At 67.7% G+C, this 25,254-nt stretch carries 27 protein-coding genes; 9 read left to right on the top strand and 18 right to left on the bottom strand.

Annotation, left to right across the window (positions count from 1 at the left end):
• Positions 1-327 precede the first annotated feature (327 nt).
• Positions 328-888: an orotate phosphoribosyltransferase gene (gene pyrE / locus K7W41_RS11725; RefSeq protein WP_224608490.1), complete on the bottom strand. Its 561-nt coding sequence runs from the start codon at positions 886-888 to the stop codon at positions 328-330.
• 196 nt (positions 889-1,084) lie between these two features.
• On the opposite strand from pyrE, the gene K7W41_RS11720 reads away from it, so the two are divergent.
• The gene (locus tag K7W41_RS11720; RefSeq protein WP_224608487.1) at positions 1,085-1,834 is read left to right on the top strand and encodes a ribonuclease H family protein; all 750 of its coding nucleotides are present in this window, start codon (positions 1,085-1,087) and stop codon (positions 1,832-1,834) included.
• 164 nt (positions 1,835-1,998) lie between these two features.
• Positions 1,999-4,464 carry a glycoside hydrolase family 31 protein gene (locus K7W41_RS11715; RefSeq protein WP_224608484.1) on the top strand — a complete coding sequence of 822 codons (2,466 nt, stop codon included), beginning with the start codon at positions 1,999-2,001 and terminating at the stop codon, positions 4,462-4,464.
• Between the two features lie 61 nt (positions 4,465-4,525).
• On the opposite strand, the gene K7W41_RS11710 is transcribed toward K7W41_RS11715, so the two are convergent.
• From K7W41_RS11710 to K7W41_RS11630, 17 genes are all read right to left on the bottom strand, one after another.
• On the bottom strand, positions 4,526-4,906 hold the full coding sequence (locus K7W41_RS11710; protein ID WP_224608482.1) for a hypothetical protein: 381 nt from the start codon (positions 4,904-4,906) through the stop codon (positions 4,526-4,528).
• On the bottom strand, positions 4,903-5,460 hold the full coding sequence (locus K7W41_RS11705) for a VUT family protein (RefSeq protein ID WP_224608478.1): 558 nt from the start codon (positions 5,458-5,460) through the stop codon (positions 4,903-4,905). The genes K7W41_RS11710 and K7W41_RS11705 overlap by 4 nt, the downstream gene beginning before the upstream one ends.
• A 390-nt stretch (positions 5,461-5,850) precedes the next feature.
• Positions 5,851-6,363, bottom strand: coding sequence for a hypothetical protein (locus tag K7W41_RS11700; RefSeq protein ID WP_224608476.1), 513 nt, complete (start codon positions 6,361-6,363; stop codon positions 5,851-5,853).
• A gap of 86 nt (positions 6,364-6,449) precedes the next feature.
• Complete coding sequence (locus tag K7W41_RS11695; RefSeq protein ID WP_224608599.1) at positions 6,450-7,142, bottom strand: arginase; 693 nt, start codon at positions 7,140-7,142, stop codon at positions 6,450-6,452.
• Between the two features lie 272 nt (positions 7,143-7,414).
• The gene (locus K7W41_RS11690; RefSeq protein WP_224608473.1) at positions 7,415-8,401 is read right to left on the bottom strand and encodes a GNAT family N-acetyltransferase; all 987 of its coding nucleotides are present in this window, start codon (positions 8,399-8,401) and stop codon (positions 7,415-7,417) included.
• A complete protein-coding gene (locus tag K7W41_RS11685; RefSeq protein ID WP_224608471.1) occupies positions 8,398-9,384 on the bottom strand; it encodes a GNAT family N-acetyltransferase in 987 nt (328 codons plus the stop codon). Before K7W41_RS11685 ends, K7W41_RS11690 begins: the two co-directional genes overlap by 4 nt.
• Positions 9,381-10,406, bottom strand: a complete 1,026-nt coding sequence (locus K7W41_RS11680) for a GNAT family N-acetyltransferase (RefSeq protein ID WP_224608468.1) — start codon at positions 10,404-10,406, stop codon at positions 9,381-9,383. The genes K7W41_RS11685 and K7W41_RS11680 overlap by 4 nt, the downstream gene beginning before the upstream one ends.
• A gap of 86 nt (positions 10,407-10,492) precedes the next feature.
• Positions 10,493-10,696: a hypothetical protein gene (locus tag K7W41_RS11675; protein WP_224608466.1), complete on the bottom strand. Its 204-nt coding sequence runs from the start codon at positions 10,694-10,696 to the stop codon at positions 10,493-10,495.
• A gap of 5 nt (positions 10,697-10,701) precedes the next feature.
• The gene (locus K7W41_RS11670) at positions 10,702-10,965 is read right to left on the bottom strand and encodes a hypothetical protein (RefSeq protein ID WP_224608463.1); all 264 of its coding nucleotides are present in this window, start codon (positions 10,963-10,965) and stop codon (positions 10,702-10,704) included.
• Positions 10,962-11,516: a TNT domain-containing protein gene (locus K7W41_RS11665; RefSeq protein ID WP_224608460.1), complete on the bottom strand. Its 555-nt coding sequence runs from the start codon at positions 11,514-11,516 to the stop codon at positions 10,962-10,964. The genes K7W41_RS11670 and K7W41_RS11665 overlap by 4 nt, the downstream gene beginning before the upstream one ends.
• A 293-nt stretch (positions 11,517-11,809) precedes the next feature.
• Complete coding sequence (locus tag K7W41_RS11660) at positions 11,810-12,124, bottom strand: hypothetical protein (protein ID WP_224608457.1); 315 nt, start codon at positions 12,122-12,124, stop codon at positions 11,810-11,812.
• A gap of 63 nt (positions 12,125-12,187) precedes the next feature.
• Positions 12,188-15,214: an eCIS core domain-containing protein gene (locus tag K7W41_RS11655; RefSeq protein ID WP_224608454.1), complete on the bottom strand. Its 3,027-nt coding sequence runs from the start codon at positions 15,212-15,214 to the stop codon at positions 12,188-12,190.
• Positions 15,215-15,246: 32 nt separating this feature from the next.
• Complete coding sequence (locus K7W41_RS11650) at positions 15,247-16,098, bottom strand: hypothetical protein (RefSeq protein ID WP_224608451.1); 852 nt, start codon at positions 16,096-16,098, stop codon at positions 15,247-15,249.
• Complete coding sequence (locus K7W41_RS11645) at positions 16,095-16,790, bottom strand: alpha/beta fold hydrolase (RefSeq protein WP_224608448.1); 696 nt, start codon at positions 16,788-16,790, stop codon at positions 16,095-16,097. The genes K7W41_RS11650 and K7W41_RS11645 overlap by 4 nt, the downstream gene beginning before the upstream one ends.
• Positions 16,791-16,845: 55 nt before the next feature.
• On the bottom strand, positions 16,846-17,619 hold the full coding sequence (locus K7W41_RS11640) for an isocitrate lyase/PEP mutase family protein (protein ID WP_224608444.1): 774 nt from the start codon (positions 17,617-17,619) through the stop codon (positions 16,846-16,848).
• Positions 17,620-17,690: 71 nt separating this feature from the next.
• Positions 17,691-17,858, bottom strand: a complete 168-nt coding sequence (locus tag K7W41_RS11635) for an isocitrate lyase/phosphoenolpyruvate mutase family protein (protein WP_224608441.1) — start codon at positions 17,856-17,858, stop codon at positions 17,691-17,693.
• Positions 17,848-19,308 (bottom strand): DNA-3-methyladenine glycosylase 2, encoded by a 1,461-nt coding sequence (locus K7W41_RS11630; protein WP_224608438.1) that lies wholly within the window; start codon positions 19,306-19,308, stop codon positions 17,848-17,850. The genes K7W41_RS11635 and K7W41_RS11630 overlap by 11 nt, the downstream gene beginning before the upstream one ends.
• Positions 19,309-19,654: 346 nt before the next feature.
• Between K7W41_RS11630 and purC the strand changes: the two genes are divergently transcribed.
• From purC to purL, 7 genes are all read left to right on the top strand, one after another.
• Positions 19,655-20,383 (top strand): phosphoribosylaminoimidazolesuccinocarboxamide synthase, encoded by a 729-nt coding sequence (purC, locus tag K7W41_RS11625; RefSeq protein WP_224608435.1) that lies wholly within the window; start codon positions 19,655-19,657, stop codon positions 20,381-20,383.
• Positions 20,384-20,459: 76 nt separating this feature from the next.
• Positions 20,460-20,711 carry a phosphoribosylformylglycinamidine synthase subunit PurS gene (gene purS / locus K7W41_RS11620; protein ID WP_224608432.1) on the top strand — a complete coding sequence of 84 codons (252 nt, stop codon included), beginning with the start codon at positions 20,460-20,462 and terminating at the stop codon, positions 20,709-20,711.
• Positions 20,708-21,079, top strand: a complete 372-nt coding sequence (locus K7W41_RS11615) for a cupin domain-containing protein (RefSeq protein ID WP_224608429.1) — start codon at positions 20,708-20,710, stop codon at positions 21,077-21,079. The genes purS and K7W41_RS11615 overlap by 4 nt, the downstream gene beginning before the upstream one ends.
• A 127-nt stretch (positions 21,080-21,206) precedes the next feature.
• On the top strand, positions 21,207-21,878 hold the full coding sequence (gene purQ, locus K7W41_RS11610) for a phosphoribosylformylglycinamidine synthase subunit PurQ (protein WP_224608426.1): 672 nt from the start codon (positions 21,207-21,209) through the stop codon (positions 21,876-21,878).
• An 11-nt stretch (positions 21,879-21,889) separates the two neighbouring features.
• Positions 21,890-22,243 carry a hypothetical protein gene (locus tag K7W41_RS11605; RefSeq protein WP_224608423.1) on the top strand — a complete coding sequence of 118 codons (354 nt, stop codon included), beginning with the start codon at positions 21,890-21,892 and terminating at the stop codon, positions 22,241-22,243.
• Positions 22,240-22,953, top strand: coding sequence for an MOSC domain-containing protein (locus K7W41_RS11600; protein ID WP_224608420.1), 714 nt, complete (start codon positions 22,240-22,242; stop codon positions 22,951-22,953). The genes K7W41_RS11605 and K7W41_RS11600 overlap by 4 nt, the downstream gene beginning before the upstream one ends.
• 19 nt (positions 22,954-22,972) lie before the next feature.
• Positions 22,973-25,201, top strand: a complete 2,229-nt coding sequence (gene purL / locus K7W41_RS11595; RefSeq protein ID WP_224608417.1) for a phosphoribosylformylglycinamidine synthase subunit PurL — start codon at positions 22,973-22,975, stop codon at positions 25,199-25,201.
• Positions 25,202-25,254: the final 53 nt, after the last annotated feature.

Here is a 25,254-nt window from a genome sequence, read left to right as displayed (position 1 = left end):
GGGAAGTGGAAACAGAAGGAGGCGCGGGCCAACATGCCCCGCGCCTCCTGCCTTTGTGTTTTGAAGTTGAAAGTAGAACCTTCCAGGCCGCACCACGCCTTCCTGCCCCTCTACCGCCCAGGTCCAGACGAGGCCATCGTGCGCGCAGCGCGCGGGCCATTGCGCGAAGGCGGAGGATGGCGTCGAAGCCGGACACGTTACCGAAACGAGCAACTCCGCCAACTTCAGTAAAAACTCTTGCCCAGTGCTAACGCCGCTCCCCCCGTCCCCTCTGGGGATGGGGGGCTGGGGGGGTGGGGCAAGCCAGCAAGCCCCACCCTCACCCCCTCAAATCTCCTGCAGCGGAATTGCCGCCAACCAATCCGGCACCTCATCCGGCGCATACGTGTCAAACACCAGCCGCGTCAGCGCCACCAGCGGATACCCCCCCAGCTCGCCCCCGTCCTTCCGCCGGTCCACAATGCAGGCAATCCCCACACACCGCCCCCCCGCCGCCTCGGCCGCCCGCACGGCCTTCAGGACGCTGCCGCCCGTGGTCAGCACGTCCTCCACGGCCACAAAGGTCTCCCCGGGCGCCACCGTAAAGGCCTCCCGGATCTTCATGCCGCCCTGCCCGTCTTTCTCGGCGAAGAGGGCGCGGGTACCGAAGTGGCGGGCTGTTTCATAGGCCAGCACCACCCCGCCCATCGCCGGGCCGATGATGAACTGGGCCTGAATCCCGGCGTCCTTGACCGCCTGCGCCAATGCCTGCCCAATCTGCTCGGTGTACTGGGGGTACTGCAGCACGGTGGTGCTCTGCAGGAACTTGGGGCTGTGGCGCCCGCTGGCCAGCAAAAAGTGACCCTCGTGGTAGGCGCCGGCCTGCTGATACAGCTCTAGAACGTTCATGGGGGCAGTATTCCCCATCCGGACCCCGGGCCGCTGGCCTAGACCGGCTGGCCGATGCGCCCGGGGCCCAGGGTGCGCTCTGATGGGGGCTGCAGGCCAGCGCCCCCCGGCATCAAGAAAGCCATAGGGCGCGCGGGGCCGCCAAGCAGAAAGAATAGGCGCAGCCCGGCGGGGCGGCGAGGGGTGGAAAGCTCAGGTGAATCAGGCGTTTGTGGATGCAAGCTGGAACGAGGTCCCCACGGAAGAGGGGCTGAGCGGCGTGGGCGGCTGGGGCCTGATTCTCATCGTGCCGGGCGCGCTGCCCGCCCGGGTGCAGGGCCAGCTGCGCGCGCCGGACAACAACGCCGCCGAGGTGCGCGCGGTGCTCGAAGCCGTGCGCGCCGCGCCGCCTGGGCAGCCCCTGACCGTGCACACCGACAACGAGGCCGTGATTGCCTCGGTGGGGCGAGGCCGGGGGCCAGAGTTCCTGGCCGACGCCGCCCGCGAGGTCCGCGACGAGGCCGAGGCGCGCGGCGTGGACCTGCGCCTGCGCTACGCCCCGCGCACCCGGCGCCACATGCAGGCCGCCCACCTGCTGGCGAACGACGCCCGGCGCGGTCTGGGCACCCCTGGCCTGACAGAAACCCGCTCTGACGTGCTGATCGAGCAGCGCGCCGCCGGGGGCGAGGCCCGCGTGAGCCTGCGCCGCCCCGGCGAGCGCGTGACCGCCCATGTGCCGCTGGATTTCGCCTCGGAGGTGCCGCCCAGTGCCCAGGCGCTGCTGGCGGCGGTGGGGCTGGCGCTGCCCGGCGAGGTGCTGGTGGTGCGCCGCGCCAGCAAGGTGGCCCAGGCCTTGTGGCAGCGCCCCGAACGCGCCCTGCGCCCCGGGGCCCAGGCCCTGCTGCAGGGCGCCCGGCGCGCGGCCGATGAAAGCGGCGTGCAGGTGGAATTCCTGGGGGTGGGCTAAGTGCCTCGCCCCTCCCATTCCAACGTTTCAGAAAAACGCAGAAACGTTTCCATTCTCGGGGCGAGGCACTTTTTTCGGTTCTCGCTCTGCGACGCAGCTGTTCCAGCCCGCTCGGTTGATCTAAAGATCAACAGCGAGCGATTTAGCAGGGAGTACGCTGAGCCATGCGCCTCAGTTCATTTGCGGTGGAGGTGGGGGGTGCCCCGGCCCCGGGCCGGCAGGGCACGCAGGTGCGCGTGTGGGGCGAGACGGACCTGCTGCTGGTTTCAGCCCCCTTGCCCGGGGTGCTGCGCGTGCGCCTCATTCCCGAAGCGCGCGCCGGGTCGCTCTCGTTTCCCCGCCCGGCGTCCAAACCCAGCTTTGCGCTGCGCCCGGGGCTGCCCGAAGGCGTAAGCCTCAGCGCCGCCGAGGACGGCGACGACCTGCTGATCATCGGCGGGGGGCTGGCGCTGAAGCTGGACCGCCGGACGGGCGCGTGGCAGGTGCTCAGCGGCAGCGGGCCGGGGGCGCGGGTGCTGGCCCAGGCGCACGCCTGGAGCGGCGAGGCCCCCGCCCCCCGCCCCGCGCTGGACGCCGAACGCTTTGCCCTGCGCCGCACCCGCCTGCACCTGGGAGCCCCGGAAGGCGCGGCCTACCTGGGCTTTGGCGAGAAGGTGGGGCCGCTGGACAAGCGGGGGCAGCACCTCACCTTCTGGAACACCGACTGTTTTCCCCACCACCTCGAAACCGACCCGCTGTACGTGTCCATTCCCTTCACCACGGTGCTGCAGGGAGGCCGCGCCCACGGCCTGTTCCTGGACGAGTCCTGGCGCCTGGAAGCGGATGTGGCGCGCACCCACCCCGAAGAACTGCGCTTTGCCTCGGCGGGGCCGGAGCTGGACCTGTATGTGATCGCCGGGCCCCGCCCCGCCGACGTGCTGCGCCGCTACGCGGACCTGACCGGCACGGCCCCCATGCCGCCCCTGTGGGCCCTGGGCGCCGCGCAAAGCCGCTGGGGCTACCGCACCGAAGGCGACCTGCGCGCCGTGATTGCCGGCTACCGCGAGCGCGGCCTGCCGCTGGACAGCGTGTACGTGGACATTGATTACATGGACGCCTACAAGGTCTGGACAGTGAACCGCGCGAACTTCCCGGACCTGCGGGCGCTGGTGAAAGAGGCGGCGGGCCAGGGCGTGAAACTGGTGCCCATCGTGGACCCCGGCGTGAAGGTGGAAGCGGGCTACGAGGTCTACGAGGAGGCCGTGCGCGGCGACCATCTGGTGCGCACCGCCCGGGGCGAGGTGCTGGTGGGCGAGGTCTGGCCGGACCCGGCGGTCTTCCCGGACTTCACCCGGCCCGAGGTGGTGGCGTGGTGGGCGGGGCACCACCGCCTCTTTGCCGAAGCGGGCATTCAGGGCCAGTGGAACGACATGAACGAGCCCGCGTGCTTTTCCCTGCGCCAGCCGCAGCCCACCGAGGGCAAGACACTGCCCTACGACGCCCGGCACGGCACGCGCACCCACCTGGAGGTGCACAACGCCTATGCCAACGGCATGAACGAGGCCAGCCGCGCCGGCTACGCGCGCTTCAGTCCCGGCATCCGGCCCTGGATTCTCACCCGCGCCGGGTACGCGGGCATTCAGCGCTCGGCGGCGGTGTGGACCGGCGACAACGCGGCCAGTTGGGGCCACCTCGCCCTCAGCCTGCCCATGCTGGGCGGCCTGGGCCTGAGCGGCGTGCCGTTTGTGGGGGCGGATGTGGGCGGCTTTGGCGGCGACAGCACCGGGGAACTGCTGGTGCGCTGGTATCAGGCGGCGCTGGGCTATACCTTTGTGCGCAACCACGCGGCCCTGGGCACCGCCGACCAGGAACCGTGGCGCTTTGGCGAGCCCTACACGGCCCTGGTGGGCGCGGCGCTGGAACGGCGCTACCGGCTGCTGCCGCACCTGTACACCCTGGCGCACGCGGCCACCCGCACCGGGCTGCCCCTGCTGCGCCCGCTGGCCCTGCACTTCCCCGGCGATGAGGACGCCCTGCGCGAGGAGGGCCAGTACCTGCTGGGCGAGGGCCTGCTGGTGGCCCCAGTGCTGCGCGGCGGGGTGAGGCGGCGGCAGGTGTATCTGCCCGCTGGCCGCTGGGCCGAGGTGTTCAATCTGGGCCGCTTTGGCGCTATTCACGAGGGCGAACAGTATGTGACCGCCCAGGCGCCGCTGGACACGCTGCCCCTGTACCTGCGCGCTGGCGAGGCCCTGGCCCTGACCCAGGGGGCCCCCCACACCACCACCGCGCGCTGGGCGGACCTGACGTGGCTGGTGCACGCCGGCCCCCACGGCTTCGTGGGCCAGCTGTACGAGGACGGCGGCGACGGCCCGGTGCGCGGGCGCCTGACCCGGCTGCTGGGCGAGCGCCACGGGGCCCAGGTGCTGATCCGCCGCGAGGTGGAGGGCGAGAATTTTCCCGAGCCGCGCGTGAGCCTGCGGGTGGCGGGCCTGGGCCATGTGCGCCGCGTGGACGGCGCCGTGAACTACACCTACGAGGACGGCGTACTCACGCTGACCCTACCGGCGCGCTGGTCGGCCCTGACGCTGGAACTCGATGAAGAGGAGGACAGCGGCCCCGACCCGGACACCCTGGAGGTTGAGGACCGCTAAACCAAGCGCCGGACACCCTCTGCAAGGCGTCCGGCGCGCGACAGGCCACAGGGGCCGGGCTTCAGCGGCTGGCTTCCCCCTGCGGCGTGGCAGTCACGGTGACCCGCTGGCCCTGGCGCAGGCCCTTGAAGGTCACGTCGGCGTGGGCGGTCACCGGCTGGCCCAGCGCGTTGGCGGCGTCCTGGGCCACGGTCTGCACGAAGAATTCCATGTCGCGCACCACCGGGTGCCCGATAAAGGCGTCCACGTAACTGTCCAGGCTGAACAGTTCCAGCAGCCCCGGGCCGGCCTCGTAGCGCAGGGCCAGGGTGCTGCCGGGGCCGGGGTTGCCGGTGGCCGGGCAGAGGGGAGGCAGGTGCAACACATGCTCAACCAGGGTGCTCAGGTCCGGACGGGCGTTGGCGATGACCCGCAGCCGGGCCGCGGGCGCCGGCTCGCTCATGCGGCGGCAGAGCGGGCCGCGTGCCGCAACCGGAAAGCGAACAGCGCGGCGATCAGGTACTTGGCCACGATGTCGGCGAAGATGATCTGGAGAATCTCGTTGTTCGTTTTGATGCCCCAGAACGCCAGCAGGGTAAACAGAATGGAGTCCAGCGGCACGCTGACGGCATTACTGGCCAGCACCCGGGTCCACCAGCTGCGGCGGATAAAGCGCTGGTAGACGGCGGTATCGGCCAGTTCGCCCACCAGAATCGCCAGGAAGCTGGCGCCGATAAAACGCCATTCCGTGCCCGTCACCAGGGCAAACACCGTATTGACCAGCAGAGCTGCCCCAATGGCGATGTACACCGCGTTCAGGCCCCCGGCGCGGTGAATGCGGTCGCGCAGGGTGAACACGGCGGCGAAGAAAATGGTGCCCACACTCAGCAGCCCAAACACCGGCAGCGGAATGAAGGTATTCAGCGTGAGGTTGGCGAGCAGAATGCTCAGCGCGTACAGAGCAATCAAGAGCAGGGGCAGCGGGGCAAGCAGGCCCCGAGCGGGAGAGTGGTTCATAGGTGCCTCCAGCCGCAGCGACAAAACAGGTCGCGGGCCACCCCGCAGGGTAGCAGATATGGGCCAAAAGCGGCCTTGTCAATGGTGCGGACGGTGTTTAAAGCCGGTGCGGCGGCCGTGAGGAAAATATCGTCTAGGACGACGGCCCCGTTCACCTTCCTCTGCGGCGCCGCTCTGCGAGACCCCCACAGGCGGAAGAGGAAAGCGCCGTGTCCATCAAATCGTCCTAACTCAACTGTTGAAACGGGCCGCACCAGTGCTGGTACGGCGTTCCGTTAGCTCCGCACACCACCTGGAACAGCACTCGGATACACACATCACCCCCAGAAGAGCCTCCGTTCCGGCTCGCTCTCCCAGTCTGCTGCGCCTCCGCTCCAGTCCGCGTTGAGCTTACCGGCGGCGGCCGAAGCGCAGTTTGGGGGTGGGGGCCGGGGCCTCGGGGGCCGGGAGGGGCGCAATGGCCTCGAAGTCGCGCACCGCGCCCTGCAGCCAACCCGGGGCGCCGCCGGGGCGCAGCAGGTCCTCGCTGGGCACCCAGGTGGCGCCCATGACCGTTCTCAGGTCGGGCTGCAGAATGCCCGCGCAGTATTCGGTGCCAAAAATCAGGTTCAGGCGCATGCCGCCTTCCGCGCCGTGCATGCCGCGCGCCGCGTGTGAGCCCACCAGTTTCAGGTCACTCACCGCCAAGCTCACCTGCTCGCGGATGGTGCGGCGCAGCTGCAATTCCACGGGATTGGCGCCCGTGGCGGCATTCAGGATGAAGCCGGGCAGGTCGTGGCTGCCGCCGGGCAGCAGCGGCTCGCGCGGGCTGGTGATCAGGTAGGCGCCCCGGTGCACGATCAGGGCGAACGCCCCCACCTGATAGGCGGTGGGCAGGGTTTGCTCTTGGGAAGGGGTTATCACGATGGGGGCGCTCCTGGGGACCGGGGCGGCAGAAGGGGGGGACGGTGGGCGGGGTCAGGGCATTGTACCCCCCGCCCTCAGCGCCGTCATGACCGCCAGAGGGGGGGAACCAGCACCTGGGCCCGCAGCGCCCCGGCCAGTTCGCGCAGCGCCGGGTCGTGGGCCGGGCTGGTCCAGGCCGGGGACTGCACCAGCAGCAGCGCCCGCACCTCCGCTGGGTCGGGCAGGCCCGCGCCGGGGGCCGCCTGCCGGGTCAGGGTGACGCGGCCATGCAGGTCGGCGGGCAGCAGCGGCGAGACCTCGGTCCAGGTGCGGGCCAGATCAAATCCCTCGGCCACGGGCAGCCCCGCGTGCCAGTGGGGATACAGCGTGTTCACCTGCCGGATAAGCCCAGAGCGCAGCCCCAGCCCCGCCCAGTTGCCCGGACGCACCCGCGCTGGATCGCCGGAAAAGCTGGCGAGGTCGTGGTGCGAATCCAGATTCAGCACGGCGTGGCCGGGAAACCGCTCCAGCCACGCCCAGGCGTCCGCGTGGCTGAGGGTGAGCCAGGTGGGCACCCCCGCGTAGGCCCGCAGCGCCGCCCAGCCGGGGTACAGCGGAAAATCGGCATCCAGGGCGGCCCAGGGGGCGGCGGGGTCCCCCTCTCCCCCACGCCGCTGCGCCCGCGCGGTCCAGGCGGCCAACCGGTCCTCCTCGCGGTCACGGGTGCCCCAGATCGGCGCGTCGAACACCAGTTCCCGGGTGCCCGAAAAGGCGTCCCAGTCCACACTCAGCAGCAGGCCAGAAGGCGGCTGGTCTGGGGGGTGGGTCATGTTGGGGGTCCCAGTCATCGGCGCCTCGCGGGCCCATGATGACAGGAGGATGGGGCGATGAAGACGGAAAGAGAGCCCTTCGCGCCCCTGCCCTCAGCGACGCCCTCACGGCGGTCTCCCGTTCCGTAGAGGGGAGAAAAGGACCCCCCTCAACGCCAACCGCTGTTTGTCGCGGTCACTCGCGCTGCTCGCCCCACATGACCTGGAGGGTTCACCTTCAGGTCATGTGGTCACCGCCCTCAGAACCGGTACAGGTAGGAAGTCGTCGCGCCGCCTTCGCGCACAAAGCCCAGGCGGTCGTTGATCGCCAGCATGGGCGCGTTGTCGCTGGCGTTGTCGGTGCGGATCAGAGGCGCGCCCAGGGCCTGGGCCACGCGAATGGCCTCCAGTTTGAGCAGGGTCGCCACCCCACGGCCGCGCCACGCCCGCGTGACCCCGGTGAGGCCCGTCAGCAGGTCGGGGCTGGCCTCGCTGCGAAACAGGGTGGTCTGCCCAATGAAGGCGCCGCCGTGCTCGGCCACCAGATAGCCGTCCGGCAGCAGGCTGGGGTCGCCCAGCACCGCTTCCTGAAACACGGCCAGCGACAGGGGCGTGGCCGGCTCTGCACGGGGCACGTCCTGGCGCACGTCGCTCATCAGGGCGTGCAGGCGCGCCTCGAGGTCCGGCTCGTTGGCCGCGCGCAGGGCCGTCAGGGAATGCAGGCGCACGCCCTGGGCAGCCAGCCGCTCGGCCAGCCCCGCATACGGGGCCCCGTCGAACGTCGCCACGTCCAGCACGCTGAAGAAGTACCGTTTGTCGCCCACAAAACCCCGGCGGGTCAGGAACCCCGGGGCCACCGGGTGCTCATCCCGCGCCAGGAGCCGCGCTGATTCGGCGCCGAGCCCACGGAGCCGCGCCTCCAGGGCCACGCAGAGCGCCCGGCCCACCCCCTGCCCCTGCCACACCGGGGCCACGCCCAGTTCCAGGATGAAGCGCCCCGGGTGGTACGCGCCCGGGTTCTGAAAGTACGCGGCGGTGCCCAGCACCTCGTCACCCTGCCGGGCCACCAGCACGCCCGCGTGGTACCCCCAGCCCCGCTGCTCCTCGTCGCGCCTGCGCAGTTCCGCGCCGCTGACCGGGTCGTGGGGCAGCGCGGCGGTGTAGGCGCGGGCCGCCGCGTCCCACTCGTGGGCCTCTACCGGGCCAACGTCAACCCGGGCCACCCCGGGCACCTGCGGGCCGGTCATACCCCACCCCATTTCATCTCGATCCAGGCCACGCGCGGGCGAAAGCCCAGGCGCTCGTTCAGGGCCAGCATGGGCGCGTTCGTGGTGGCGTTGCCCGTCCAGACCTCCTGCGCGCCGCGTTCGCGGGCGACCCGCAGCGCGGCCAGCTTGACCGCCAGGGCCAGCCCCTGCCGCCGCCACTCGCGCCGGGTGCCGGTCAGGCCGGTGTTCAGGCGGCCCGGGTGGTGCTCGTCGCCGTACAGTTCCGACAGGGCCGCCACCTCGCCCCCCTCGGTCACGGCCAGCAGCACGCCTTCGGGGAAGAACTCCGGGCGGTCCAGGCGCTGCTGGCAGAAGCGCTCAAAGGGCACGGGCGTGGCTTCTCCGGTGCGCGGCACGTCCTCGCGGGCGGCCACCCAGCCGTCGTAATAGGCGTGCAGGGCGGCGTCCCGGCCCTGCTCGGCCTGCAACTCGGCCAGGGACCGCAGGCGCAGCCCCCGGGGCAGGACCTCGGCCTGGGCCCAGGTGGCGGCGTCGAAATCGGCCATCTCCAACACGTTGTCGAAAAAGCGCATGACCTCGGTAAAGCCGCGCGCCTGCAAGAAGGCCACGCCCTGCGGCTCGTCCTCGTAGCTGCCGGCCAGCACCTCCTGGGCGCCCCGGGCCTGCAGGTGGGTGCCCAGCACCTCGGCCAGTGCGGTGCCAATGCCCTGCCCCCGCGCCCCCGGGTGCACGCCCAGTTCGGCGTGGTAGCGCCCCGGGTGGTACATGCCGCCAAACTGCAGCGCCGAAGCGGCGCCCAGCAGCGCGCCGCCACCTTCCTGGGCCACCCACTGCGCCACATGCAGGCCCAGGGGATCGGCGCGCAGGGTGCGCAGGTCATGGGCGAGGCGCTCAGCGGTCCAGGGGTGGCGGGGGTTAACCACACTGAGCAGCTCGGCCAGAGCGGGCAGGTCGTGGTCCGTGGCCTCGCGGATGGTGACGTTCAGGGCCGCGCGGGTCATACCCCGCTCCCGGCGGCGATGGGGCGGCGCTCACCCGTGACGGGGTCCAGGTGCAGTTCGTAACGGCTGCGGGTGGGCCCAGGGCGAAAGCCCAGCGCGCGGTTCATGCCCAGCATGGCCTTGTTGGGCGGGTCGTTGAAGGTGCGGATCTCGCCGCCGCCCGCCGCGTGCAGGGCGCGCATGGCCGCCACTTTCAGCGCCTTGGCCACGCCCAGGCCCCGGTCCTCGCGCCGCACGCCCGTCATGCCGATCACGTAAAAGCCGCCCGGCGCTTTCATCAGGGTGGAGTAGCCCACGTAGGGGCCGGTTTCGGGATCGTCCAGGCCCGGACGCAGGGCCACAAAGGACAGCTCGTGGCTGAAGGTGGGGTCGTCCAGTTCCTGTTTGCGCCACGCCTCAAAGGGCCGCTTGGTCAGGGCCTGCCCCATTGGCACGTCCTGAAAGAGGCGCCAGTCCAGTTCATAGAGCCGCCGGTCGCGGTGTTCATCGCCGGCGAGGTCAGCAATCGAGCGCAGTTCGATGCCGTGGGCCGCCACACCCGCCAGCAGCTCGTCGAAAACACCCAGGTCCAGCTCACCCGTGTGCAGGCGCGACTCATAGCGGTCCCAGGTGCGGGTAAAGCCCCGGCGGGTCAGGAAAGCACGCCCCGCCTCGTCGCGCGGCTGGTCGCTGAGCATGGTGCGGATGTCCTGGGCGCCCCGGGCACGCAGCCGGGCCATCAGTTCGTCGTACAGGGCCCGGCCAATGCCCTGGCCCCGGGCATCCGGGTGCACGGTCGCCGCCCCGAAGTAGCGCCAGTCCTCATAGGCGAAGTCGTCGTGGCCGGCCTGACCCAGGCCGACCAGTTGCCCGTCCTGCTCGGCCACCACCACGGTGTGGTACAGCTCGGGGTCGCGCGCGGCGTCCCACACCGCCAGCAGCTCGGCGGTGACCGGCCAGTCCGGATCGCTGGCACTGAGCACGCGGGCGACACCAGCGAAGTCGTCGGGCTTGCGCAGGTCGCGCAGGGTAAAGGGGCTCATGGCGCCCATCATGGGCTGGGCACCGGCCGCCCGGCATCCGCCAGGGGGCTTAGGGACAGGGTGCGCCTCTTCGCCCTTTCCCGACTTCAAAGAGGATCCAGGTCCTTTACCGGCGGCGGATACGGCGCGCCGTTCAACAGATTGTCCAGGTTGTTCTTGAGGCTCAGGAGCATGCGGAGGTCGTATTGCGAGAAGTCGCCGTTCAGTTGTTCCAGTTGCCACTGCCACGAGGGCAGATTTGTGTATGGCGGCTCGCTCAGACGTCTTTCTAGTTCAGATTTGGATTGCACGATATCTATCCCAAATCAAACATTTCTTCCGGTCCATTAAAAGGTGTTACCTTCTTGCTCCTTAATAAATCAGATATATACTGCTCGCCTTCCTTAAGGCAAAACTCTTTATTTATAAATTCAATCCCTCTCTCAATATGAATCTCTTTCCATTTTTCGCCTACCCTGACAATGAAGGTGTATCCCCCAATAACACTGTTATCTTTAAATCTGTAGCCGCTTCCATCAAAACCCAACTCAATGAGTCTATCGAAGGTCGGGTATGTCATTTTTTGACCACCTCCTTTGTGATTTCTCGAAGGTAGCCGTCCGCAATAAGCTCAGCGATAGACTTTCCTGTTGAGAGTGCTTGACGTCCGCCGCCAGGCTCACCAAACCACGGAGCAATTTCACCCGCTTTAACAGGGAATGGTTTGAGTACCTGATAAACATGGTATTGAGTTTCGTCAGGCGCCCCGGGCAAGGCCCGTTGACTGAATGTCGCAGGCTGAAAGTTTCGAGCGCCATTTGTCGATACAGTACCTGCATAGCCAACGAAGCGGCCATGCTCCCCACCGTAGCGGTCAATAATTGTATTGGGAGCAATTTCTATTTCAAGAACTGCCCCTATGGCTCCCTGTTTGGGCGGCCAAGGAAAATTTCCTGGGTCAGGGAACTCATTGGGTCCGGGCTTATTGAATGCCCAGACATTTCTAAAATCAGAAATGTCTACTTTATTGCGAGCACACGCGTTCAGAATAATTTCCACCTTTTCCGGAGTAGCCCCCCTGAGCTGCAGCAGTGAAAGCATTTCCTCTGGACTAAACCCATAGTTCAACATCCTGTTCAGGGTATCGGTACGACCACCTGTCAAGCCCATCAGCTGTTTGTATTGAGTGGCAGAACCAATTCGTGCTGTCAATGATTCTCTAGTGCACGGCCACAGGATTGAGCAGGGTAAAAGCGTGTCCGACTGATAACGGAAATTCTCGCACTGTGACAACCTGGAACACTCTCATCATTGCGAAACAGTAAACCTAAGCATGCCTGTGGTCATGCACTAGGGGTCAAAAGTGGGAGGGGAAGATGATCAGTCGGCTCAAGGTGCCGAAGCTTCATTCTAGTCCGAGTAAATTATCGAAAAAGCGTCTGCAGACATGATCCTACTGTAGCTTCTATCTCCTTAGCACGTAAACATCTCTCCAATCTCTCCCAATAATCAATCATTACAGAGTCATACAGTTCTAAGTCGTGTTCAGTGACTCCATCATTTTCAAAATACCACGCTAAATTTTTTTTCTCGAGAGTGGTTGCGGTAAGAAGTTTTTCGCGACTCACATCTATCAGTCGCCCCTCTCTTTGTACTAAACGCCCAACAGCAGATTTAAAAGCATCTCTAAATAATCCGACAGAGTTTCCCACTTTATCCAGCTCGCCCTCTCTATTCATTGTCCCCTCGCTTCGAGTTCACCTGCAGCTACTCTGCCCGGAAGCCAGCAGCGGTAATCTGCTTCATTTGGGCTGTGGAAGTCTAGAAGTTCCGCCAGTAAGGTAGATAATCTCAATGTCACCATTTTTGATTCCCTTTTCAAGAATATTGTTTGGAACACTACCCATGAACTGAAGCATACCTCCTTTCCCCGCTTCAGGATATGCTGAGGTCGTGAACTCCCAGCCGGCCAACCTAGAAGTGTTCCCTGAGGGTCTCGGAACTTCTGCCCTACTTAGCAATCCCCTGGGAATCTTAATAACCACATCTGGATTCCCGTCGCTATACTTATACCATTCCGGCTTCAACTGCGTCCCAAGACTTACATCATTCGGATTTTTCACCATAACATTAGTCATGAAAGCCGTTTCAACATCTTTTCCCTTTTCTCTAAGTTGCTGCAAAGCAAAGCGAGTAGTATAGCGGTACACATAAGGGCTATTTGCAAGAATATCGTTTAATAGCGCTTGGTACTGCTGCCCTGCTAATTTATCGCGTGCGAGCTGTTGTGGCGTCAGTTCCTCACGCAACACTGCAGATCTACCACCAAACATTTTATCTGCACTGTCTTGAGGGAATTTTTCTTTAAGAAATGCGGCGCGCTCAGCTGTTAGTGGTTTCGTAGGAACTGGATTCTCCAAGTTAAGTTGAAGAAGTCGGGTTGCATACTGGGGCGCAATACTCTGACTGTCTATTTCCGCGAGCACCTGACGAACCCTATTCAGCGGATATTTTTCCAACGTCGCAAGAAACTCCACTGGCTTATCCACCTTCCGCAAAAACCCTTTGAGCTCTAGGGGGTCTGGCACTTTCTTAATCAGGGCCCCCAGCAGTTGGGCATTGTTCTGCTTGATACCTCGCGCCACAAGGGTGTTCATCAGTGCCTCGTAGGTCGCTTTGCTGCCAATCTGTGCAATGAGGGCTTCACGGGTGTACATGCCAGCGAGCGCTTGTGTCTTCGCCGCACTTGCCTTAACCCCCGCCACACTGGCAATTGCCGCTACAACCTGCGCAATCATCCCCAGGAATGCCTTGGACGCAGCTTTGATCCTGCTGGCGTTGCCCTGTGCTGTCCAGGCAGTGCGCAACCACATCTCGCCGGACTTGACGGCTGCAGCCAGAGAGACGGCCACACCAGCCCCTGCCACGATGGTGATCAGCCCCTGTAAGCCCACCGCCAGAAATTTGGTAATCGTCGTTGGCTCCGGCGCGGCGGCCAGCACCCCGACCAGCAGTTCTGCACTCACCAAGGCCACGGTGGTCGCCAGCATGACCGGCCAGTGGGCTTTGACAGTATTCCAGGCCTCACCCAAAACTTCTTTGATGTACGTGGGCGATTCCAGAACGGACCTGAGCACATTCGCACCCGGACTATTGCCCATGGCGGCTTTCGCCTGTGCCAAGGCGCCACCCGTAATAGACCCCGAACCTACCTGGCCAACGAGGCTCTGCGCAAAAGGTGCACTGGGTACCCATAGCAGGCGACCGGCCACCAACTCCTGCTTTTTAAACGCACCGGTGCCCCGTTGCTGATCCAGAAACGCCAGAACGTTGACGTAGAACCGGAGGTCCTGACCGGGCCTGACCACCGCCTTGTAATACTTCTCCGCAATTTCTATGGCCGTCATGCCTGCCGGAACTTTGATCAGGCTGGCTCCGGGGTCAGGGATGTTGGTGGTGACCCGGCTGCTCTGCACATAACCGGTGCGGCCACTGGGGAGAGCGACACGGCTCCAGCCGTCTGCAGTCTGACTGATCACACCTACACGCTTTCCTACAGGGAGGGGTTGCGGTAACAGCAATTTGCCCTTAGGGTCTGGTGTCGCCCTGACATTGGCGCCCTCGCTGTGCTTGATGATGCCGACACGCTGCACTGTGGTCACAGCGGGCGCAGGCGTACCCGCCGCCCGCCGCTGCACGGTGGTGGTGGGCGTGAGCGCTGGGCGCTGCCGAAGCCCCCGTGAATGCGCCTGACTGTGAGGAAGACCAGTGGCTTGCTGGGCCAGCTTGGCGCCCATGGACCGGGCTTCGGCTTCAAGGCCAGCATCGGGGTCCACGCCCGGTCCGACGCGCCCTTGAGACTGCTGCACGGTATGGGTGACCTCATGCGCCAGCAGTTCCAGCCCACTCTGGCTGTTCGGATTGAACTTCCCACTCTGGAAAAAGATGTCACTGCCGGTGGTGAAGGCCAGGGCATTGACCCCCTTGGCCAGCGTGTCCGCTTCCGCATCATCATGAATACGAACGCGGGACAGGTCGTGGTTGAGCCCCTGTTCCAGGTGCCGTTGAATCGGTTCGGGGAGAGGATTGCCGGCACCTCGTCTTGCTTGAATCCGTTGTAAAACGGGTTGCGTCGCTTCGGCGTCCAGTTCGGCCAACTGCCGCTGCAAGCTCTGCCGTTGGACGAATGTTGCGACTAGCTCTGCCTCGGCTTCATAGCGTTGAACAGCGGTATCCACGGCTCGCTGAAGGGCCAGCCGTTCCCCAGCGGGCACCAGGCCCAGGACAACCCGGCTAACCGGCGCACTGATTTCATGGCGTTGCAACGTGGCCAAATGTTCGCCATAGGTGTCGTACCGGGCTTGGGCGGGGCCGCGATCTGAACGAAAGCCTTGCACCAAGGTATTGGCCACCTGGCGCTGCAGGGCCGTGAACTGGGCGTATTGCCGTGTGTCTAACGCTTGGCCTTCGACCTGCTCGGCCTGGTGGCGCATCACCGTCACCCAGTCGGCCGGACTCTGGGGCTTGGCGGGCACGGGCTGGGCAGCCCGTTGAAGCGGCTGACCCTCTATCTGGGGCAAGGCGGCCAATTGCTTGATCACCGCTTGGCGCTGAACGGTGAGCCGGGTCACCTCCTGCTGTTCCAGCCCTGACGCCCGCAGCACCGGCCCCGCCGCTTGCCGCTGCAGCGCCACTGGCCGGGCGGTGTGCCGCTGAAGAGCCCGCTGCGCGTGGGCTACGGCCTGATCTTCTATTGCGTACGCAGAGGGCAAGGACTGCTGTTGTTGTGCGATTTTCTTCTGCCTGATCTGCAGCGCCGGCCCGGTCATAGCCCGAGCTTACCCCTTCGCTGCTCAGCCGGTCAGCGCATATGAGGGCCCACCAACCGCCACCGCTCCAGCCGCTGGCCCCGGCTGCGCGAGTAGCCCTTCAGGGTCGCCACCGGCAGCACCACCCGGGGCGTCCACCACGTCTGCGCGGGCTTGTGCAGGGCCCAGCCGCCGCCCAGGGTCACCGCGGCGTGCTGCACGAGGCCGTCTGCGCTACGCCACACCAGCACCGTGCCGGGCTGGTCGTCGCGCCCACCGGGCCGCGCCCGCGCGCGCAGGAATGCCTCGAAGGGCTCGCGGCCCATCCAGGTCTGCGCGGCGCCCGGGACCCCAGCCGCGCCCATCACCGCGCCAAAGCAGTTGCCGGCGCTGCCCTCAGGAAACGTGCCGGCCAGCGCCCGCGCCCCGGGCAAGAGGGCCGCCACCCCCGCCCAGACAGTGCTGGGCACCTGCGCCCGCTGGCAGGGCAGCCCGTCCCGCTCGGCCCAGCGGGTCAGCACGGCGGGGCTGAGGTGCTCGGGGGCCCACAGCAGGCGGCCCCTGGGCAGCCCCGGCCACAGATCAGCGTAGGCGCGGCCCAGCGGCACATTGCCCCGGCCGTGACGCACCTGGGCCCGCAGCAACGCGCGGCGCAGGCCCGGCGGCAGGGCCTCCCAGTGCGCCCGGTCCACCCACACGACCTGGTCGGCCTGCGGGGCCACCGCCCATACGGTGAAGGTGTCGCGGGTTTCCGGGGCCAGGGCGTCGTCGGCTCTGGGCACGGTGCTCAGGCCGAAGGTGTGCGCCTCGGCGGCGGTCAGGAATAGGGGCTGCTGCTCCGGGGCCAGCCACGCGCGCCAGCGGGCGGCCAGCTGAGGCGGCACCTCAATGTTCAGGACCCTCATGCGGGCGCTCCCAGCGCGGTTTGCAACGCTGTCCCCAGCGCCCCGGCGTGGGTCAGCCAGGCGGTGTGGGGGACGCCGGGCACCTCGGCCCACTCGCCCCGGGGCAGCAGCGCCGCGAGTTGCCGCGCAGGCCAGCCGGGGCGGATGTCGGCGCCCATGTGCAGGAAGGTAACCGGCACCGGCAGGGCGGCCAGGCGGCGCAGCAGGTCGGGGGTCTTGATGAACTGGCGCCAGCTGGTGATCAGGGCGCGGTGAACATCTGGGTTCCACTCGACCTCCAAGGCCGGCTCCTGCCCTTGCCCGGCCTCGTAGGCGGCTTTCCAGTCGCGGTCATTCTGAATGCCGGTGCCAGCCACGCTCAGCAGCCGGGTCACGCGCTCTGGGTGCGCCAGGGCGTAGGCCAGCCCCAGATCCGCGCCCCAGGAGTGGCCCAGCACGGTCCACTGCGCGGCGCCGAGGGTCTGGCGCAGGGCTTCTATGTCGGCCAGGGCCGTGCTCAGATCGTGCGGGCCACCGCCGCTCTGGCCCACCCCGCGCGGGTCGGGCAGCAGGCAGGTCCAGCCGGGCAACAGGTGGGCCACAGGTTGCAGATAGTTCACGCAGCCAGGGCCACCCGAGAGCAGCAGCAGGGGCGGGCCGTCGCCCAATCTGTTCACGTACAGAGGCGTGCCGTCGGGCGCAGAGAAGACCATGCCCCAGTGTGAGGTGAGGGCCGTGCGGGCCACATCGGCCAGCTGGCGCAGGGCTTCAGGGGGTGCGCTGTGGGCTGAACCACCCCTGCACCTGGGCAAAGGGCAGCGCGGCTGGGGGCGTCAAGGTGCCCCCGGTGCGCAGGGTCTGGGCCAGCTGTGCCACATACCCCAGCGCGGCCAGCAGCAACCCCGGCCCCACGCTGACCCGGCAGGCCCCGGCCGCCAGTAACTCTGGGGCGCCCGGCCCACCACCCTGCAGCATCACCGCCACGGGCCCGCCGATGCCCTCGCGTAGCGCCTGCACGGTGGCCGGGTCGGTCACGCCGGGCACGAACACGCTGTCGGCGCCGGCCTGCAGGTAGGCCCGGCCACGCCGGATGGTTTCGGCCAGCCGCTCGGCTGGGTCCTGCCCAAACGCGGTGAAATAGGTGTCGGTGCGGGCATTCAGATAGAGGGGCACGCCCAGGGCGTCCGCCGCCGCGCGGGCAGCGGTCAGCCGCGCCACCTGGGCGGGCAGCGGGTATAGGGGCGCGTGGGCCTCCCCGGTGGCGTCCTCCAAATTCACGCCCGCCGCCCCCAGCCCTACGGCGGCCTGGACCATCTGGGCCACGGCTTCAGGGGGGTGGCCATACCCCGCTTCGAGGTCGGCGGTGACGGGCACCTGCACCGCCGCCACGATACGGGCCAGGGCCTGCAGGCCGCCGGCGCGGGGCAGCACCTGGCCGTCGGGCTGGCCCAGGGCAAAGGCCACCCCCGCGCTGGTGGTGCCGATGGCGGGAAACCCCGCTTCCTGCAGCAGCCGGGCGCTCACAGCGGCTGCCAGTTCCATTGAGGGACCAGAAAGCGGCCCCTCAATTCCACTTCTGCCGCTGTGGTTTTCGGACACTCACTTCGTTCGCCTCAGGACGGTTGAGGGGACGTCCCCTCAACCGTCCTGAGTTCCGCTGTCAGGGCGTCCCAGGCGTTGGGCAGCACGAGGCCACTGGCGTGCAGGGCGCGCAAGTGCCCGGCGCGGGCGGCAGTCTCGGTCAGGGACGGAGGCGAGGGCTGGAGGGATTCAAGGGTCATGGGCGGCTCCTTTGGGATGAACGTGGTGCCAGAGAGAGAAGACCGCCGCGCTGCGCTGCGGGGCGTACGGGGCCAGGAGGGCCTGCACCTGCGGGGGGTCGGGGCGGCGGGGCAGTTGGTGGGCCCACTGCAGGGCCGCCGCCAGCGCCGCGTCTCCGGCCGGAACCACATCGGGAAAGCCCAGCACGCGCAGCAGCACGTATTCGGCGGTCCAGGGGCCAATGCCGGGCACCGCCCGCAGCGTGCGCCGCGCCGCCCCCACTGGGCCCCGGGCCAGGGCCGACAGGTTCAGTTCCTGCCGGGCCACCTGCCCCGCCAGTCGCCGCAGCAGGTCGGCGCGGGCCCCGGTCAGGCCCAGGGCGCGCAGGTCGGCCGGGAGCAGCGCGGCCACGGCCTCTGGCGTGGGGGGCGCCCACAGGCCCTCGCCCAGCGGGGTGCCGCAGCGCTCCACCAGCCGCCGCCGCAGGGTGCAGGCGTGGGCAAAGGTGACCTGCTGGCCCACCACCGCCCACACAAGGCCGTCAAAGAGGTCCGGCACCAGCGGCACCCGTAACCCCGGGGGCACCGCGAGCGGCGCCGCAGGTGTGGGGGCAGGCAGGGGGCCCGCCCCCGCTGCGCTCAGCCCCAGCGCCCGCCACGTCAGGTCGTGCAGGGCCAGCGCGTCGGCGGGGGCCAGCGGGCCGCCCGGTTCAGCCCTCACGGTGACGGTGCCGCCCCCCTCGCCCGAAAAGGTCAGCGTGACGCGGCGCGGCCCCGAGGGCAGGCGCCAGCCCAGCGTGACCCGCTGGCCCTGCACCTGGGCTGTGGGGCTGCGTGGGTCGCGGCCCAGGTCGCGCCGCACCTCCAGGGCCCGGAAGTCGCCGGGCAGGGCCAATGTCCAGCTGCCCTGGGCCAGCCCCTGCCGGAAGGCCTGCGGCGACACCCCCATGCCCCGCCGGAACTGCGCCCCAAAGGCCGACAGGCTGCCGTAGCCCGCCTCGAACGCCACCCCGGCCACCGAGGTGTCGGGCTCGGCCAGCAGCCGCCTGGCGGCCAGATGCACCCGCTCGCGGGCCAGCCACGCGGCGGGCGGGCGCTGCAGGTGGTCGCGGCACAGGCGATGCAGCGCGCCCCGGCCCACCCCCAGCCGCTGGGCCAGGTCGTGCGCACCCGGCACCTCGGCCACCGGCACCCCGGACAGGGCGGTCCAGAACGCGGCTTCTTCCGGGGGGACCCCGGCGCCAAAGGCCTCGGGGTGGCAGCGGCGGCAGGCGCGCAGCCCGGCGGCGCGGGCCTGGGCAGGGGTGGCATGAAAGGCCACATGCGCGGGCAGCGGCTTGCGCGCCCGGCACGACGGCAGGCAGAAGATGCCGGTACTTGTTACGCCGGTGTAAAACAGGCCGTCGAACGCCGCGTCGGCGGCGAACATCCGCTCCAGCATGAAATCGCGCGAGTACGGCAGAGCAGGCATGTCGCCTATTGTCTGCGCCCGGAACCCGGGTCCTCTACCGGATCTGTGCGGGGGAATTTCAGGGCGGCCCCGCCGCGTTTCGTCCCAGTCCTCTGAACACCCCCGGCGCGTGAAGGCGCGGGGGTGTTACGCTGGGGCACGGCAGGCCTCTTGGGGGCCCTGCACACCACCTTCCACTCCGCGTCCAGAGAGACGCCCCGCGCCGAGCGCGCGGTAAGTCCGTCCGAGAGACGGCGACTGGAGCCCATATGTTCAGCACCGCGACATTCAGGCGTCGCCCCGGCACGGTTGCGGGGGACGCCTGTCCTACGTGTGGCCCCGCGCCACGCCCCCACAGGGAGACGGTATGACCCAGCGCACCCGAGGCGAACTGAAGTACGAAGGCAAGGCCAAGCGCGTGTACGCCACCGACCACGAGCACGAGTACATCGTGGCGTACAAGGACGACGCCACCGCCTTCAACGGGGTCAAGAAGGCGCAGATTGGCGGCAAGGGGGCCATCAACAACGCCATTACCGCCCACCTGTTTCCGCAGCTGGAGCAGGCCGGGGTGCCCACCCACTTTCTGGAGAAACTCAGCGACACGGAACAGCGCGTGCGCGCCGTGACGATCATTCCGGTGGAAGTGATCGTGCGCAACGTGGCCGCCGGGTCGTTCAGCAAGCGGCTGGGGATTGAAGAAGGCACCCCCCTCTCGCGCCCGGTGGTGGAGTACTGCTACAAGAGCGACGCCCTGGGCGACCCCCTGATCAACACCGATACCGCCGTGGCGCTGGGCTGGGCCACCCCAGAGCAGCTGACGCGCATCCGCGAGCTGGCCCTGAAGGTGCAGGCGTTCCTGGTGCCCTACTTCGCCGCGCGCGACGTGCGCCTGATTGATTTCAAGCTGGAGTTTGGCACCACGGCTGACGGCGAGGTGGTCCTGGCCGACGAGATCAGCCCCGACACCTGCCGCTTCTGGGACGCCGCAACGAACGAGAAGCTCGACAAGGACCGCTTCCGCCGTGACCTGGGCGGCGTGGAAGACGCATACAGCGAGATGCTGCGGCGCGTGACCGCGCCGGTCAATGGTTGATGGTCGAAGGTTGATAGAAAACAGCCTTTTCCATCCACCATCAACTTTCAACCATCCACCTCCGAAGGAGCCCCCCATGTCCACCTACAAAGCCAAAGTCTTCGTGACCCTCAAGCCCAGCATTCTTGACCCCCAGGGGCGCACCGTGGAGCGCGCGCTGTCGCACCTGGAGCACGGCAATGTGTCGGGCGTGCGCGTGGGCAAATACATCGAACTGACGTTGCACGGCCGCCGCGAGGACGTGGAAGCACAGCTGAGGGACATCACCGAGAACGTGCTCTCGAACCCCGTGATGGAAGACGCCCACTGGGAGCTGGAAGGCGCGTGAGCGTGCCGCCGGTCGTGAATCTGAACGCCAAGTTTGGGCTGTTCAGCGAGCACTGGTCCCCCAAGGTGGTGGCCGAACTGAACGGCCAGCAGGTGAAGCTGGCCAAGATCAGCGGCGAGTTTCAGTGGCACCACCACGAACACGAGGACGAGCTGTTTTTTGTGGTACGCGGCACGCTGCGCCTGAAGTTCAGAGACGGCGACGCGGTGCTGCGCGAAGGCGAGCTGCTGGTGGTGCCGCGCGGCGTGGAGCACCTGCCGGTGGCCGAAACAGAGGAGACCTGGATCATGATGTTTGAACCCGCCAGCACCCTGAACACGGGCAACGTGACGAGCGAGCGCACCGTGGCGCAGCTGGAGCACCTGTGAAACGCCGGGCCTCCACCTTCGTGTCCTGCAGCGCTCCGCTGCAGGCCCCTGCGGCTCCGTCCCGGCGCCCTCTCTCCCTCTCGCTTCGCTCGGGTTTCGCCGCCTGGGCGGCTTCAACCGGAGTCCTATGAGAACGGCCGTCATTCAGTTTCCTGGCTCCAACTGCGACGCCGACGCCCTGCACGCCGCGCGGCTGCTGCTGGACGAGAACGCCCAGTTTGTCTGGCACACCGAGGCCGGGTTGCCCCAGGGCACCGACCTCGTGTTTCTGCCCGGCGGCTTTTCCTACGGCGACCACCTGCGCAGCGGGGCGATTGCGGCGCGCAGCCCCATCATGGGCGCAGTGAAAGCCCATGCCGAGCGCGGCGGCTTTGTGCTGGGCGTGTGCAACGGCTTTCAGGTGCTCACTGAAAGCGGGCTGCTGCCCGGCGCCCTGAGCCGCAACCGCGAACTGCATTTCATGTGCCGCCCCGTGCATCTGCGTGTGGAGAACGCGGCCACGGCCTTCACCCGCGCCTACGAAGCCGGGCAGGTCATCGAGATTCCCATCGCCCACGGGGAAGGCAACTACTACGCCGACGCCGAGACGATTGCGCGGCTGGAAGGCGAGGGGCAGGTGGTCTTCCGCTACGTGGACAACCCCAATGGCTCGCTCAACGACATTGCCGGCATTGTGAACGCGCGCGGCACCGTGCTGGGCATGATGCCCCACCCCGAGCGTGCGGTTGAGGCCCTGCTGGGCAGTGAGGACGGCCAGGGGCTGTTCGAGAGCCTCAAGGGCGCCCTGATCACCCGTTGAGGATGGAGCGCATGCCGTGGGACACCTTGACGCTGTGGGGCAGCGCGGGCCTGAGTGCCGCCCTGCTGCTGCTGCCGCTGGTCACGGCGCTGCGCTTTCCCGCCGCCCTGCCCTGGCCCAGAGCCCTGCTGGTGATGGGGGCGGCCCTGCTGGTCGCCCTGGCCCTCACGCTGGTGCTGGCCCTGGCGCTGAGTCTGCTGTACGCCGTGGCCCCTGGCTGGAATCCCTACAGTGGACCTGCGTTTGAATCCGTCGATGCTGGGCTGTTTCAGCTGTTTCTCAGCGTCTTTCTGGCGCTCGTGGTGACTGTGGCCGCGCAGTTCTGGTGGCTGCGGTCGCTGGTGAAGCGGAGCGGCACTTCATGAGCCACGTTGGTCACGTCGCCCAGCTGTACCGCTACCCCATCAAATCGGTGGGCGGTGAGGCCCTGACGCAGGTTGCCGTCAACGAGCGCGGCTTTGAAGGCGACCGCTGGTGGGCCGTGGAAGACGAGAACGGCAAGTTCGGCTCGGGCAAGAGCACCCGGCGCTTTCGCCGCATGGAGGGGCTGCTGGACTTCCGCGCGGCCCTGCCTGAAGGCGCCGCAGAGCCCATGTTGACCCTGCCGGGCGGCGAGACCTGCGCAGCGACCTCACCGCAAGCGACCGCCGCCCTGCGGGAGCGCACTGGGCACAGGGTCACCGTGACGCCAGAGCGCGAGATTTCCCATTTTGACGAGGGCGCCCTTCACCTCCTGACGACCTCGGCCCTGGCCTGGCTGGCGCAGGCCCACGGCGCCCCGGTGGCCAGCGGGCACTTCCGGCACAACCTGCTGCTGGACACCGGCCCGGTCCCCGAACATCTGGAAGAACGCTGGCTGGGCCGACAACTAGCTATTGGGGACACCCTGACCATCCAGATTGCAGCCCCCATGCCCCGCTGCGTCATGGTCAACATGGCCCAGCCCGGCGTCCCTGCCGACCCCGGCCTGCTGAAAACCATCGCCACCCTGCACCCGGACGCGTGTTTTGGCGTGCTGGCCCAGGTGGTGCAGCCCGGCATCCTTCGCCTGGGCGACGCGGCCCGCCTTCTTTAATCCCTCCCAAGGAGCTTTCATGACCCAGACCCAGTCTCTCCGTGACCGCGCCGGCACCTTTGGCCTGACGACGGACGAATTCGACCTGCTCGTGTCCCGCATGGGCCGCGAGCCCAACGCCCTGGAAGCCGCCATCGTGGGGGCCATGTGGTCCGAGCACTGCGGCTACAAGAACAGCCGCCCCCTGTTCCGGCACTTTCCCACCACCGGGCCGCAGGTGCTGCAGGGCCCCGGCGAGAACGCGGGCGTGGTGGACATTGGCGACGGCTGGGGCGTGGCCTTCAAGATGGAAAGCCACAACCACCCGTCAGCCGTGGAGCCCGTCCAGGGCGCGGCGACCGGCGTGGGCGGCATTCTGCGCGACATCTTCGCCATGGGCGCGCGCCCCTTTGCCGTGCTGGACAGCCTGCGCTTTGGCAACCCCGACAGCCCCCGCACCCGCTTTCTGGTGAACGGCGTGGTGGAAGGCATTGCCCACTACGGCAACGCCATTGGCGTGCCCACCGTGGGCGGCGAGGTGACCTTTCACCCCAGCTACCAGGAAAACCCGCTGGTAAACGTCATGGCCCTGGGCCTGCTGCGCCACGAGGACCTGGCCAAAGGCACGATGGGCGAGGTCGGGAACACCATCGTGTACGTGGGCAGCAAGACCGGACGTGACGGCCTGGGCGGCGCGGTGTTTGCCTCGGCGGACCTCAGCAATGCCAGTCAGGCCGACCGCCCCGCCGTGCAGGTGGGCGACCCCTTCATGGAAAAACTGCTGCTGGAAGCCACCCTGGAAGCCATTCAGGCGGGCGTGGTGGCAGGTGTGCAGGACATGGGCGCCGCCGGCCTGGTGTCCAGCACCTGCGAGATGGCCTACCGCGCGGGGCTGGGCATCACCATGAACCTCGACCTGGTGCCCACCCGCGAGGAAGGCATGGTGCCGATGGAACTGTGCCTCAGCGAATCGCAGGAGCGCATGATTCTGGTCCCCGTGCCCGGCAAGGAACAGGCGCTGCTGGACCTGCTGGCCAAGTGGGAACTGGACGTGGTGACCATTGGGCAGGTGGAAGAGCACCACAACTACCGCCTGACGTGGCGCGGCGAGGTGGTGTGCGACCTGCCGGTGGACCTGCTGAACGAGGCCCCCAAGTACACCCGCGAGGGCGTGGAGTCCGAGGAGATTCGGGCCAAGCGCGAGCAGGACCTGAGCGGCGTGCCCGTCCCCGGCGACCTGGGCGCGGTGCTGACCGAGCTGCTGTCTCACCCCACGATTGCCAGCAAGCGGCCCATTTTTGAACGCTTTGACCATCAGGTGATGACGAACACCGTGGTCGTGCCCGGCGCCGCCGACGCCGCCGTGATGCGGGTGAAGGGCTCGGGCATGGGCGTGGCCGCCACCAGCGACTGCAACCCGCGCTTCGTGTACCTGGACCCCTACGCGGGCGCCGCCGCCGCCGTGGCCGAGGCCGCCCGTAACCTCGCCTGCGTGGGCGCCACGCCGCTGGCCATCACCGACAACCTCAACTTCGGCAACCCCCACCGCCCCGAGGTGTATTACCAGCTGGAACGCGCCGTACACGGCATTGCCGACGCCTGCCGCGCGCTGAACACCCCGGTCACAGGCGGCAACGTGAGCCTGTACAACCAGTACACCGAAGGCCAGGAGCGCGTGGCGATTCACCCCACCCCGACCATCGGCATGGTGGGCGTGCTGCCCGACGTGACCAAGCGCGCCACCCTGAACTTGAAGGGCGAGGGCCAGACGCTGTACCTGCTTGGCGAGCACGCGGGGACCATTGGCGCCAGCCAGTACCTGGAAACCATTCACGGCCTGGAAGCCGGCCAGGTGCCGCCCCTGGACCTGAACCGCGAGCAGACCGTGATTGACGCCGCGCTGCACCTGATCCGCGCCGGCCTGACCGACACCGCCCACGACTGCGCCGAGGGCGGCCTCGCCGTGGCCCTGGCCGAGATGGCGATTGCGGGGAACACGGGCTTGAAGGTCACCCTGGACGCCCCGGATCACCTGCGCCCCGACGCCGTGCTGTACGGCGAGGCCCACAGCCGCATTGTGATTGCCACGCGCGATGAAGCGGGCGTGGAAGCGGCGCTGACGGCGCGCGGCGTGCCGTTTGCCCGCCTGGGCGTCAGCGGTGGCACCAGCGTCACGATTGCCCTGCCGGCCCACCACATACACTTGAGCGTGAACCTTGAGACGCTCAAGTCCGCGTACGAGACGCCCCTGAAGGGGATTCTGGGATGAGCACTGGTTGGGCACGGCCGACACAACGCCCTGCTCCCTCTCCCCTTGCGGGA

Source organism: Deinococcus multiflagellatus, from assembly GCF_020166415.1.
In the GTDB taxonomy this organism is placed as follows: Bacteria; Deinococcota; Deinococci; order Deinococcales; family Deinococcaceae; genus Deinococcus; species Deinococcus multiflagellatus.
Note: the sequence above shows the minus strand (reverse complement) of the source record. Positions and strands in the feature narration are given on the sequence as shown.